Annotated in this window: 7 protein-coding genes; 1 reads left to right on the top strand and 6 read right to left on the bottom strand. The window is 53.7% G+C overall.

What is annotated here, in order from left to right; translation table 11 throughout:
* Positions 1 to 38: 38 nt before the first annotated feature.
* The 6 genes from HH216_RS25855 to HH216_RS11680 all read right to left on the bottom strand — a co-directional run bounded on the left by HH216_RS25855 (position 39) and on the right by HH216_RS11680 (position 9,747).
* Positions 39 to 1,847: a carboxypeptidase-like regulatory domain-containing protein gene (locus tag HH216_RS25855; RefSeq protein ID WP_254448795.1), complete on the bottom strand. Its 1,809-nt coding sequence runs from the start codon at positions 1,845 to 1,847 to the stop codon at positions 39 to 41.
* Between the two features lie 937 nt (positions 1,848 to 2,784).
* On the bottom strand, positions 2,785 to 3,876 hold the full coding sequence (locus tag HH216_RS11695) for a phytase (RefSeq protein ID WP_169550980.1): 1,092 nt from the start codon (positions 3,874 to 3,876) through the stop codon (positions 2,785 to 2,787).
* A 71-nt stretch (positions 3,877 to 3,947) separates the two neighbouring features.
* Positions 3,948 to 5,222, bottom strand: a complete 1,275-nt coding sequence (locus HH216_RS11690; protein WP_169550979.1) for a right-handed parallel beta-helix repeat-containing protein — start codon at positions 5,220 to 5,222, stop codon at positions 3,948 to 3,950.
* Positions 5,223 to 5,255: 33 nt separating this feature from the next.
* Positions 5,256 to 6,392 (bottom strand): TonB-dependent receptor domain-containing protein, encoded by a 1,137-nt coding sequence (locus HH216_RS25850; protein WP_332871510.1) that lies wholly within the window; start codon positions 6,390 to 6,392, stop codon positions 5,256 to 5,258.
* Positions 6,287 to 8,023, bottom strand: coding sequence for a TonB-dependent receptor (locus HH216_RS25845; protein WP_254448794.1), 1,737 nt, complete (start codon positions 8,021 to 8,023; stop codon positions 6,287 to 6,289). Before HH216_RS25845 ends, HH216_RS25850 begins: the two co-directional genes overlap by 106 nt.
* 224 nt (positions 8,024 to 8,247) lie before the next feature.
* Positions 8,248 to 9,747: a tetratricopeptide repeat protein gene (locus tag HH216_RS11680; RefSeq protein ID WP_254448793.1), complete on the bottom strand. Its 1,500-nt coding sequence runs from the start codon at positions 9,745 to 9,747 to the stop codon at positions 8,248 to 8,250.
* A gap of 663 nt (positions 9,748 to 10,410) precedes the next feature.
* Between HH216_RS11680 and HH216_RS11675 the strand changes: the two genes are divergently transcribed.
* On the top strand, positions 10,411 to 13,668 hold the full coding sequence (locus HH216_RS11675) for a SusC/RagA family TonB-linked outer membrane protein (RefSeq protein ID WP_169550978.1): 3,258 nt from the start codon (positions 10,411 to 10,413) through the stop codon (positions 13,666 to 13,668).
* Position 13,669 lies beyond the last annotated feature (1 nt).

Genomic DNA, 13,669 nt, shown 5'->3' with positions numbered 1-13,669 from the left:
CGTCAGGTCGGCATAGTAGCCAAGCCGGCGTTCCTGCGTCAGAATCTGCCCCCCGTCAGGATACCCTGCCGGTTCGACACGTTGTATACATCGGGAACAACGATTGAGCTTGATCCGACAGCTATGTTGTTGGTCGTCCGCTGATACAGGCTGTTACCCAGAATCAATCGGTTCGTCAGCGGTCCGAAATCCTTCGCCAGTTGAATCTGGAATTCGTTGTTGATGACGTTTTCCGTACCCGAATAATCCAGCACCGAACCCTGAATGTCGGTGATGGCCCGGTAAATACCCGTGCCGTCGCCATCCCGGAAGAAGGGAGACGGAATGAAGGCGCTGTTCTTCGCCCAGTCGGTATAGGTGAATTTGCCAGTCGTATTCTTACCCGTCCGGGAGTTGTTTAGCACACCCAGCCGCTCGACAAACGACAGCCAGGGCGTAGCCCGAAGCGTCAGATTGACGTTACCATTCAAGTTGGCATCCTTGTATTTAAGCCGGTTGTTGTCAGCTTCGAAATACGGATTATTGTAGTAATCGTTGTAGAACCCATTGGGGTTGGCCAGCGGATTTGTTTGCCAGTTGCGCAGGTCGCTCAGGGGCAGGTTGGCCGGCTGATTAAGTATGTTGTTGTAAAAATCCGACGATGTCCGGTCAACCACATTCTGTACGTAGGCTGCGTTGAAACTGGCCGTCAGTTTACCATACTCTTTCGTCGCAGACAGCCGTGTTCCCGTGCGGTTGCTCTTGTCGCCGGGCACAATACCGTTTATCGACTGATTTTCGAGGGACAGGTAAAAAGAGCTGGTTTCGTCGCCCCCCTGAAAATTGATTTGGTTGTTGACCGAAACGCCGGTATTGAACGCTTTCCGGCGGGCATTTGGAATGGCCGTGTACGGGATCAGCAGCTGACTACCATCTTCTGCCGTACGACCCTGAATCCGGGTTGACCCGTCGAACTGATCGCCATACTGCTGGTTTTCGTATGACCGCCAGTTGTCTTTCATCCGCTCCAGATAGTCGGTCTTGTAGCCCGTTCCGCCAAACGAAGTCGCGTAGTGCGAACCTGAACCGTACTTATCCTGAAGCTGGGGCATGAAGCTGATCTGATCGAAGTTCGTGCTGTTGGAGTACGAAACTTTGAGCTTACCCTTATTGCCTTTCTTGGTCGTGATGATGATTGCTCCGTTGATACCGGCCGAGCCGTACAGCGTTGCGGCCTGGCCACCTTTCAGAATCGATACGCTTTCGATATCGACCGGGTTTATCGTCGATAGAACGGTCGACGTGGTCTGCATACCATCAAGTACGACAAGGGCTTCGTTGTTACCCGTCAGCGATCGGTAACCCCGCAGTACAATCTTAACTGCCGGATCAACGCTGTTATTGACATTATAAACGGCCAGACCCGTTACTTTGCCCGATAAGGCCTGCGCCAATTGGGGCGAGCGACCTACAGTTACGTCTTCAGTTTTGACGTTTGACACGGCATAACCAAGCTCCCGCGGGTTTTTGCGGATACCCTGCGCCGTCACGACGAACTCCTGCAATGTCGACGCGTCGGCTGCCAGTATGACGTTGACAATGTTCTTATTGCCAATAGCCTCTTCCTGCCTTTTGTAGCCGATGAACGAGTACACCAGTGTAGTTGCCGTAGTCGGTACGCTGATGCTGTAATTGCCGTCAGCATCCGACGTGACACCACGGGTGGTGCCTTTGATCGTGATGTTGACCCCCGGTAGTGCGGAGTTGTCTTCTGATGAAGTGATCTTCCCGCTGACGACCCGGTCCTGAGCCAACAAGGGAATAGCAAGTAAACACAGCAAAAACTGTGTTAGTAGAAATTTACGCATAGAACATAGTTTAAGTTAATGTGATCTAACACTGATCAGATGGTATTAAAGACAAACCTATTAAAGATTTATTAAAAAATAAAATTGCGTATCCCACCATACCGCCTACTTATTCGTCTATTACATTATCGAACAACAGAATATTCTTTTGCGCAGATTCACTTATCACTATTTCGATAGATGTGAAACTAAAAGCAGATTGACAAAGTATGATGCAATTTTCATTCTATTTTTAACTCATAATCATCATAGTATTTTTACCCAGTTCAACAATAATTTTCCTATGTGTCGCAGAAAAATAATGAACCGTATTTTGCTTATTTCTTTGACCGTTGCAGCGTGAATTTGCTGATGTATTCAGCAGCCCGATTCAGGCACAAAATGGCCCTTATCGACACATATGACCATTACGGGCGATAGATGCGCTACAGATTTCTTACTTGCTCAGCTCTTGAGTCGTATTAATTTGGGCTAGTATATTCGTGGACATTTTAGTCTGTTTCTGCCAAAGTAAATTCACCGTAATTTTTATCCCTTTTCAACACCTTACCGTATTACTACTCACAGACAATTCACTTTCTATACGCAGTACTGTTTTTAAACTATAAGGCTTTAGCTTACCGTTTTTCCCGACGCATTAAATCTACTTATCACGATCCCTGCGTAGCACTATGTTTAATGCATTTTTAATAATACTGCTATACACACTACCGATGCCCCAAATACCCCATATTACGCATATAATACCTTTTGATAACATTGCCGATCATGTATACTCCCCGCCGATTGACCTGCTGTGGCAAAAAGGGTAAACGTAAGCAAGCAGGGCATCGTCCGGCGTTTTTCAACAGACTAAAACAGGAAGCGTATTTCGTACAAGCAAAAGGGAAACTTCATGTGAAGTTTCCCTTTTGCTTGTACGAAATAGAACCGTTGTCTAGCGGTTCGTGAGTGGCCGGTTGCTGAGTGGCATGATATCTTCCCACCGGTAGAGATGAAACGTGCGATCGTCGCTCATGGCGATGAACAGACCATATTGAAACTGCCCGTTCAGCGGCACGGAAATCGTTTCGGACCCGTCGCTTTGCGCAGCTTTTACCGTCACGACTTTCACCAGCGCGTGTTCAAACGGGTTCTGCGCCGTACCCTCCCGCGTGAAAATGTGAAACTTGTTGGCTCCCTGATCCGACACCAGGATGTAACCGGTGCTGTCGGTCAGGTTGTAAATTGAGATGCCTTCGTGGTCTTCGGTGAAGCCGGTCGTCGCGAACAGAGCCAGTTCCTGATTCCCTTTCTCCGGATCGGCGTAGTACTGGTGAACACCCTTTCCTTCGTCGGAATAATATACATAGCCCAGCTGATCGTCGACAGCAATAGACTCGATCTCTTTCAGTCCGCTGTATTGCCCGAACTTACGCACCAGCGTTGCCTGTACAGCCCCCATACCGTCGTCATCGAGCCGATACTGCCATAGATACGAGCCGTCTGTGGGGCCGTTTTTGCGACCAACGATGGCGTAAATCACACCCGCTTTATTTTTATAGAGCGAGATACCCATCAGATCGCGGTAGTCGGTACCGGTTTCGCCCACGAACATATCGAGTCCGCCTTTGTCGATGGGCTTCATATCGGGCAGGGAGTAGATGCGCAGCTTGTGCGTCAGTCGCTCGGTCGCTACGGCGATGTCGGTGGGTTTGCCGTTCAACATCAGGCCGTATTCGATGTCGACATTGTCGGGGCGTTGCAGACCACGCACCGTTTTATCGGCCTGTAGCTTGCCGTTCAGGTCGAACACGTAGAGCCCGCCGTCTTTGTCTTTATCCGTCCCGACAATCAGGCTTTTAGCAGGATCGCCAGGATTGATCCAAACGGCCGGATCGTCGGTATCGTGCAGGACGGAATCTGTTATCACGACTGGTTTAACGACGTCCGCTGCCGATTTGTCGGCCGTCGACGTCGTCTGAATTGTATGTTGCTGCGTCTGACAGGCGACAACGCCCAGCAGTAGCAGAAGAGGTTTGTAGTTCATGGTTTAAGGTCTAAGGTTCAAGGTCTAAGGTTTAACGTTAAACATTGAACCTTAGACCTTGAACTCAACGACTAGTTCGCCCCGTAGGCGCCGATGGTGGTCGAGGGGACGGGCGATTTGTAGGTGGTACCGTTGGCGAAGCTCAGACCGGTGATTGAGTACATGGGCGTGAAGCTTGTGGTGCCTTTACCGATGGCGGGCGAACCGCTCATCAGGCGGAAATCCCAGGCCGTGTTGAAGGTCGCGTTTTTCAGGTCGGTGCTGAGCGGGTAGTTCACAAATTTCGGATCGTTATCGCCCACCGTTTTGCTGGTAACGTCGCTCGTACCAGCCAGAATTTCGCTGGTGGTCTGGAAGCCGGTTACGCCATCCTGCGTAGCGCCGTAGTACAGGTTGTTGCTCACTTTTGAACGGTTGTCTTCCGGATTTTTCGGATCACGCTTGACACCGAAACGGTCGTTGGCCAGCAGGTTGTTATACAGTTCGGCGCGTACCGCAATTTCCACCCAGATCGATCCGCCCTTGATGGTTGGCCGACGCCAGCCCGCGTTTACGATGGTGTTGTTGTAGCCAATTACGTAGGCTTGTGGGGTGCGGTCGCCGGTGTTCGAGAGTTTCAGCGCGTTGGTGTTCGGGCTATAAACCAGATTGTACGCAACGTCGGCCTGCACGCCCGACTTGATGTTGATGGCATCGCCACCCGATACACCCGTGGTGTAAATCTTGTTGTTGGCGATAATCACTTTACCGCCTTCGATGTAGAAACCGTCTTCATTCTGGTTGTTTAACCGGCTATTGACGATAACCAGCTTACCGTTGACGTTCGAGTAGTTGACGGCCGGTACGTGGTTGCCCGCTGCGGCTTTGTACAGACCCGCTTTTACCGACGGTGAACTTTCGGTCGTAACGGCACCGCCATATTCCAGAATGGCGTTGTCGATAAGCATCTCCGTACAGGTTGGCGCGGCAATGATGCCCCCCCACAGATTCCCGAACAGGTTGGCCGTGGTTTTCCAGGCATCGGGTACGGTAAACTTCACCGGGCTGGCCGACGTACCCACCACGTACAGGTTGCCTTTCACGATAAATTCCGGCTTCACCGTCGAGTCGCTGAACACGACGTTTACCCCTTCCTGAATCACCAGCGACTGGCTGGCCGGTACCTGAATGTGGCCCGTGACATTATAGGTGTTGCCTTTCGACCAGACACCCGACACGTCGCCCGATACCGAATTGTTGACCGTTGGGGTCGTCGTTGGCGTAACGGTCGAACTTGTATCGTTGGTTTTGGAACAGCCGGTCAGCAGCAGCGTCGCGCCGATAGCCAGCATAAACAGTTGTTTCATGGTAATCAGTTGGTTAGATGTTCGTTGGTTTGGTTACAGCTTGTAGCGGACACCCAGCACGTACGACCGCTGGTAGAAGTCGCGCCGGATCAGCGTTTGGCCTGGTAAGTCCTGATTGGGCGCGTCGCCGTTGTTTTTGTTGATGTTCCGGATAAAAATCTCGGCGGGTGTATTGAGCAGGTTATTCGCTTTGCCGAATAGGAGCAGGCCCGTTTTACCGATTCGCTTTTCCAGCGACGCATCCATCTGAATGAATCCCTTCTGGTACAGGTCGTTATCCACAAACTGCGATACCGTGTTGATACGCGGCCCGGTGTAGCTGGCGGCAAGCTGCCCATCCCAGCCGTGGTTCGTGTCGCGATACAGCAGCGACAGATTGGCGATGTGGGCCGACTGTCCGTACAGTGCGCGCGTCTGGTTGACGGTGATCGTTTGCAGATCGCCCTGGGCGTTGCGGATGCGCTTCGACTTGGGCGTGGTGATGCTCGAATTGGTGTAGGTGTAGTTTGCCTTTACGCCCCACTGCCGGAAGTACTTTATCGCGTCGAGTTCGAGTCCGAAGTTGGTGGCGTTACCGAAGTTGCCCGGCCCGTAGTACAGGTCCTGCCCCCGGATGGCGTCTTTTTGCAGCGTGTATTCGATGGGGTCTTTGATGTGCTTGTAGAACAGGCCGACCATAAACTGCTCCAGTGGGCGGGGAAAGAATTCGTAGCGCAGGTCGACGTTGTCGGCGATGGCGCGTTTCAGGTTGGGGTTGCCCCGCTCCTGGTACTCTTCGTTGACGATGCGGTACGGTACGATCTCGAAAAAGCCGGGCCGGTTCAGCGAGCGGAAGTACGACAGCCGCCAGTTAGTCAGCGGGTTAGACCGGTAGCGGAAGTTTAGGCTGGGCAGCAGATCGGTATAAATCTGACTGCCGGTGGGGTTGTCTTCGCCAATCGGGAATTTCATGGCGTACCCCTGATTGGTGTGCTCAACCCGTAGCCCGCCGATGACTTCCAGCGGTTTATCGACCGTGCGGAATTGCAGATAACCCGATGTCGTCTGCTCCGTCGCGTCGTAGTTCAGCGCCGACGCCACCGATCCCAGCGGATTCTGGATAGCGTAGCTGATCTGGTTGTAATCAGTAAAGTCGACGCCGTAGACCGCAAACGGGTTGCTGGGTCGGATGGTGTAGTTATTGTAAAAATTCGTGCGTCGTTTGTCGCGGTAGAGCCCCCGGCCATCCATTTCACCTGCGTATTCAGCAGGTTGGTTTTCAGCGTCAGGTTCAGGTAACCGGCGAGGTCGTTGTCGGTGTTGTGTTCCCACCGTCGCTGCCCGTCCTGCACGGTCGTACGGGTTTCCACGAAGTTTTTCCGGGTGCCCAGCAGCGAGATATACGTTTGATCAGGAACGGCATTGGTGGCCAGCGAATACACCGCCGACCAGTTGAGGGCCAGCACGTCGGTGAGTTGGTGGGTGCCCTGTAGGGTGCTGTTGTAGATTTTCTGCTGCGTCAGCCGCGAGCGGGTTTCAAAGCCCAGCGTTGCATTACCCTGCACCGGATCGTAACCACCGATGCCCAGTTGCGTCGTTTTCGTTTCGCGAATCTGCGCGTTGTTTAGCCCAATAAATGCGTTGAACCACTGAAGTTTATGCCGGCCAGGCCCACCGCCGTTACCGAACCGGTAGTCGATCTTGGCGTGAACGCCGTAGCGAGTCTGGTGTTCGGAATACTGCCGTTCGCTTTGCTTGTCGAGCGTAACTCCGCGCAGTGTATCGACTACGTCGCCGGTGAAGAACAGGCTGTTGCTGCCCCGAAATGTGTTTTGCAGACTCCCCGCCAGCATTACGCCCAGCCGCCGGTTCAGAAAACGGTTGCCGATGGCGAAGCTCCCGATCAGGTTGGGCGGAGGGGTTGCTGAGGTATAGGTCGATGAAGCTTTGTTGAAATCCGTCGATTTGGCCGAATACGCATTTCCGAACTGCTCGTAGGGCGATTGGGGGTTAATGTTTTTCGTATCGAAGCGCACAAACGGCCGGTTGGCAAAGAGTTCGCTGTAGCCGGTTGCCAGGTTCGCCAGTACGGTTGGCCGGTCAGGGGCGTCGCGCATGACCATGTTGATGGCACCGCCGACCGCATCGCCTTCCATGCTGGGCGTAAGTGCTTTGTAGACCTCCAGCCGGTCGAGCAGTTCCGACGGAAAAATGTCGAGCGGGACGTAGCGGTAGCGGTTGTCAGGGCTGGGTATCTTCACCCCGTTGACCAGCGTGTAGTTGTACCGTTTGTCCATCCCGCGCAGGATCGCGTACTGACCGTCGCCGTTGGAGTTTCGTTCGATGCTGATACCCGACACGCGTTGTATGACGTTGGCAACGGTTAGGTCGGGCGACAGTTCGATGGTGCGGCCCGATACGACGTTGGTAATCTGGTGGGCATTGCGTTCGAGGTCGCGGGCGGTGTTGTCGCTGCTGCCGTCGCGCTTACCCGACACGATAACCTCACTCAGCACCTTCTCGTCGGACTGGAGCGCAAAGTCAACCACAAGTTCGGGCTGATCGATCGTCACCTGCCGAGCCGTAGCCTGATAACTGATATAGCTGATCTGAAGGGTGTGGGTACCCCTCGGTACATTCCGGATGATATAGGTACCGTCGAGGCCCGTTACGGCGTAGAGCTTTGTGGCTTCCAGCCGAACCGTTGCGCCAATGATTGTTTCGCCCGTAACAGCATCCGTTGCCCGCCCTCGGAGGGTAGCAGCCGATGCTACCTGAGCGGTTATCAGCCCGACAAGGATAAGCCAGTAAATTGTTCGCATTTCGTTCGTACAGACGCCCGGTGGTTGGCTATCGTCTGCCGACACAAAGGTTATCGGAGCAGGCAGGTCAGGCCAAACAAAGCCCGGCCCTCTCCCGCAAACCGACCGTGAACAAAAAGGCAACAGCGTGAACAATAACCAGACAACCCACTGACAACCAATGATATAATCCGTTACAAACTGCCAATTATCATTATGTTAAGGATGGTGGTCAGTTCGTAAAACTAGCTCCCAAAACGCTGCACGAAAGCCGACAGCGATTCGCCCTCTCCCAACTCCAGCTTTTTGCGTAGCCGGTAGCGCGATACGCGCAGACTGTCGGCCGAGATGCCAAGCAGGGTGGCGGTATCGGCCGAGGTCATGTTCATCCGTAGCAGAGCCGCCAGCCGCAGTTCGGCCGACGTCAGATCAGGGTGCTGACGCAGCAGATCGGCCATAAACCGGGGGTGAACCTGATCGAAAGTCGCCCGGAAATCATCCCAGTTTTTGTCATGGCTGAAACTCTGCCCGATCTTCTGCACGACCTGCTTCAGTTGTCGGCGCTGGTCGCGCTTGTCGTCGCTGAGCAGCGTGTTCAGGTCAGCACGCAGGTCGTCCAGTACCTGATTTTTCTGAATCAGGTGCAGCGTGTGTGATGTCAGTTGCTGCCCCTTCAGTTGCAGTTGGTAGCGCAGATTTTCTTCCGACAGCTGCTTGTTGGTCAGTTCAGCCTCCATAAGGTCGCGCTGCGTCTGATAGATTTGAGTCGCCTGCTGTGAGCGAGCCGCTTCCGTCCGGATTTTCAACCGTTGCCGACTGATGATAACCAGTGCCAGCCCGCCGGTTAGTAACAGCCCCGCGATAGTACCGCCCGTAATAAGTACGTTCAGGCGTTCCCGATCGTGTAGCTGGGCAATCTGATTGTCTTTGCGCTCGACATCGTGCAATGTCTGCATAAGGGCAATTTGTCGGTTCGTTTCGATGGCGTAGAGCGTGTCGGTCAGGTCGTGGCTGGCTTCGAAGTAGTGGTAAGCACTGTCGTGCTGCGCCAGTAGCTGAAACGTCTTGCCCATGTCGCGATAGGCCCCGTTCAGCTGGTACTTATCATTCAGTTGTCTTGCCTGCCGAACACTTTGCCGGTACTGTTGCAGCGCCGGGGTGTACTGCCCCGTTTTCCGATAAATATCCCCCAGGTTGTTGATCAGGCCAATCTGCCCACTCCGGTCGGCGGAGGGCAGCAACCGCAAAGCCGACTGATAGTAGAATCGGGCGGAGTCGTAGCGGGCCTGATCTTCGTAAATACTGCCCAGGTTCTCGTAGATAACCGCGAGGCTGGCGGGCTGACGGGTGCCCCGGTGCTGGGCCAGTGCCCGGTGCTGGTAGTGCAAAGCCGTGGGCAGATCGCCTTCTTTTTCGTACAGATGCCCAATGTTGCCGTAGGTCTGCGCCAGGCCCAGCCAATTTTGCGTTCGTTGGTAGATGTCTTCCGCTTCATCGAACTGTCGGCGCGCCAGCCGTGGTTGCCGGTTGTAATAGTAAACCGTACCGAGCTGATTCAGATTTTCGGCCAGCCGATCGGCCTGATCCGTCCGGCGCAGTATGTTCTGCGCCTGTAGCAGATGCCGGATTCCGGACGCGTAATTACCCTGATGGTACAGCAACAAACCCAGCTGTTGCTGTTTGTCGGCCTGCCCGCTCAGGTCACCTCGCTGAGTGGCCTGCGCCAGTTGCCGGTTCAGCCGCACATATACGCTGTCGGGCGATGAGCGATCAAGGGGGTAGACGTTCTCCCTGATCTGCCCGTACGTTTCTATATAGCCGCAGCTAAGCAGTAGGCATATCAGCCAAGCCCCCTTTGTATTGGCAGATAAACGTACTGGTCGGATGAGTCGATGCAGCTGATGGGTTTGTTGCAGCCAGTCGAAATTAATGGGTATCCGCCTACTGATCTGTTAAGGTTTTATGAACCCGGCGCTTCGACGCGGCATCGACGGACCAAAACGTGACTAAAACCGTCACGTGGGCACCCAAATAACTTACTCCCGTATTAACCAGGCTATAAAAAATAATGTGCTAAAATCGATTTTGAGAATTAGCAATTTTGTCTAGGTCAATAATTCAATAACAAAATATCATACGGCTTTACTCTAGTAACACAATAGTACCTATACATATTAACATTTCACTAGTGAGTATTTACCCTGCGGAATACTGAGTATAACACGCTAAAATGCAATTTCTCTCATCTATTGTAGCCGTCAGTTATCACCAACTATTGTTCGGTTTCTTTGTAATTTGCATTTAATAAAATTTTCTTTAATCTCTCTTTAATCAACATTATCAAAATATTAAAGGCGGATTAACGGATTTTATCAATTCTCTGTACATCTATTTCCTTGTTAACTTTTATGAAAAAAGTTTTATTCGGAAGCTGGCTGCTGTCGCTCCTGTTTTGCCTGCCGCTTATGGCGCAGGATGCAGTCGTGACGGGCCGCGTGACTTCATCAGACGACGGAACGACTTTACCCGGTGTAAGTGTCGTAGTGAAAGGAACATCAAGGGGAACGACAACTGACGCCAACGGCGCTTACCGGATTTCTGCCGGTTCGGGTGCCACGCTGACATTTTCGTTTGTGGGCTTCAAGTCGCAGGACGTAGTAGTTGGCAACCGGACAAGCCTGAACGTCGTTCTTCAAAATGACGCGTCGACGTTGAACGAGGTCGTTGTAACGGCGTTCGGTATTCAGCGTAACGAACGGGAAATCGGCGGGTCCGTTGCCAAGGTCAATAACCAGCAGATCACGCAGGCAGCACCAATCAACGTAGCCACGGGCCTGACCGGCAAAGTATCCGGGCTTCAGATCAACACAACGAACAACGGGGTGGGCAACAACGTCCGTGTGCAGCTCCGGGGTGCCCGTTCATTTCTAGGTAATAATCAGGCACTGCTGGTTGTCGACGGTGTAATTACCGACATTAGTTTCCTGAGTGCCATCAACCCCAACGACGTCGAGACGACGACTGTTCTGAAGGGACCAAGTGCAGCGGCTCTGTACGGTTCTGACGCGTCGAACGGGGCACTGGTCATCACGACAAAACGCGGCAGTACGAGCAATACCCCCCAGATTTCGTACAGTAACTCAACTCAGTTTGAGAGCGTTTCCTACATGCCCAAGCTACAGACGCGCTTCGGCTCGAACGGTGGTGAAGGAGCACCGTATATTGACCGCAATGGGCTGCGCCTGTACGTACCGTTTGAAAACCAGAGCTTCGGCCCCGCCTACGACGGATCGCAGGTAGCACTGGGCGGTCCGGTACTGGTACCACGTCAGGGCGGGGGTTACGATACACTCACGGCGCAGGTGCCCTACTCGGCACAGGCAAACGATCAGCGCCGGGCTTTCTTCAACACGGGGGTGCTGAGCCAGCACGACGTTAATTTCCGCATTGGCGACGCCAAAAACTTCTTTGGCTTAAACCTGCAACGGGTCGATCAACGGGGGGTCGTCCCGAACGACCGGTATAACCGGACAGTGATCGGCGTGAAAGGAGGCCGTTCGACCGACAAATTCACCGTCAATGCGGGGGGCACGTTTACCTATGCCAACAGTAACATTGCCGGGGGCGATTTCTCGCAGGGGCGCCCTGTGTACTGGAACGTACTGAACACCCCCGCCCACGTCCCGCTGACTTCCTACAAGGATATTACCTCGCCCTACGCCGATGTCAACGGCTTTTATAATGCGTATTATCCAAACCCATACTGGCAGGTGACGGGTAACAATTCCCGGCAGATTACCAACACGTATACGATACAGGGCTTTGCGGAAGCGTCGTACAAATTTCTGCCGTGGCTATCGGCGTTGTATCGGGTAGGTGGTCAGGCCAGAATCAGCTCCTACAAGGCCAACCGGGCGGCTGTCGGCTTCTCTGATTTCGCGCTGACCGACCCGGCCAGTGCCGGTAACATTGCGTCGTCGCTTAAGGCGGTCAATGCGCGGGTGGAAGACATCAACCAGCTAACGACCCGCTTCACGGGCGACCTGCTCGTTACGCTGAACCCCAAGTTCGGCGACTTTACCACTACGCTGATTCTGGGTCATCACCAGCAGCAGGATTACACCCGGTACCAGCGTGATTACGGTGCGTCGCTGCAAATCCCGGATCTGTACAACATCTCGAACGTCATCGGGCAGCCCGAAGCGAATGAGTACTACCTGCGCAGCCGTCTGGTCGGTGCCTTTGCCGACTTCACAATTGGCTACAAAAACTGGGCGTTCATTCACGCTACCGGCCGGAACGACTGGACTACGCTGCTGGCCCCGGCCAATCGCTCGTTCTTCTACCCCGGCGTCGATGCTTCGCTGATTCTGACCGATGCCATTCCGTCGCTGAAAAACGTAACCTGGCTCAGCTATGCCAAGCTGCGGGGCGGTATCTCGAAAGTGGGCAACATTAACGTTTCGCCCTATTCGCTTCAGAACACCTTTATTCCGGGCACGAATGCGTACACCGGCGGCACCGCCTTTCCGTACGGCAGTCAGTCGGGATATCAGATTAGCAATCAACAGAACGACCCCAACCTGAAACCAGAGTTTACGACCAACCGGGAGGTGGGTGTTGAAGTGGGAGTGCTGAACCGGTTCAATCTGGAAGTAGCCTACTTCAAGTCAAACACCATCAACCAAACCGTACCCATTCAGATTTCGCGGGCTACCGGCTACACGGCCGCGCTGATTAACACCGGGGAGATGGAGAACAACGGTGTGGAAGTCGACCTGCGCATCCGGCCCATCATCCGGTCCGGCAATTTCCTGTGGGAAGCCAGTGCCAACTACACCTACCTGGAAAACCGGGTACTGTCGCTGTACGGCAGCGGAGCAAACGCGCTCGACCGGCTTAACATTCCTTTCGCCAATGGTACTACATCTGATGCGTATGCGGCCATTGGCCGGTCGTTTCCGGCGTTGTACGTCACCGATATTCAGCGTGTCAGCGGTGACCCCAGCAGTCCGTATTACGACCCGACGGGGCAGTACGTGGGCCGGCCGATTGTCAACGGTGCCGGCGAAACCGTATTGGACCCCACGCTGGTATACGCCGGTTCGACGCAGCCCAAACACCGGCTGGGTATCAGCAATACGTTCCGCTATGCCGACTTCGGCCTGACCTTTCTGTGGGATTACCGGGGTGGCAACGTGATTTACAATGCGCTGGGCAACCCAATCGAGTTTACCGGAGTAGGTGAGCGGTCGGCGGATAACGGCCGGCAGAATTTTGTGTTTCCCAACTCGGTGGTTCGCAATGCCGACGGCAGCTTCGCGCCCAACACTAACCTGACTACCCGCGACGGCAATCTGACGTTCTGGACCAACTCAGCCTACCACAACGCGGGTACCAGCTATGTAACGAGTGCCGCTTTCTGGAAGCTGCGCGAAGTTGCCCTGACCTACGACGTGCCGGTGGCTTTCCTTCAGAAGACGAAAATCATCAAGTCGCTGAACGTTGCGCTGACGGGACGCAACCTGCTGATGTTCCGGCCCAAGTCCAACTACTACACGGACCCTGAATTTTCCAACGACCAGAGCAATGCCGTTGGTACGACCAATGAATACCAGACCCCGCCAACCCGTTTCTACGGCTTCCGGGTTAACGTGGGCTTCTAAT

Source organism: Spirosoma rhododendri (genome assembly GCF_012849055.1).
In the GTDB taxonomy this organism is placed as follows: domain Bacteria; phylum Bacteroidota; class Bacteroidia; order Cytophagales; family Spirosomataceae; genus Spirosoma; species Spirosoma rhododendri.
This window is presented reverse-complemented; position numbering and strand designations above follow the sequence as displayed.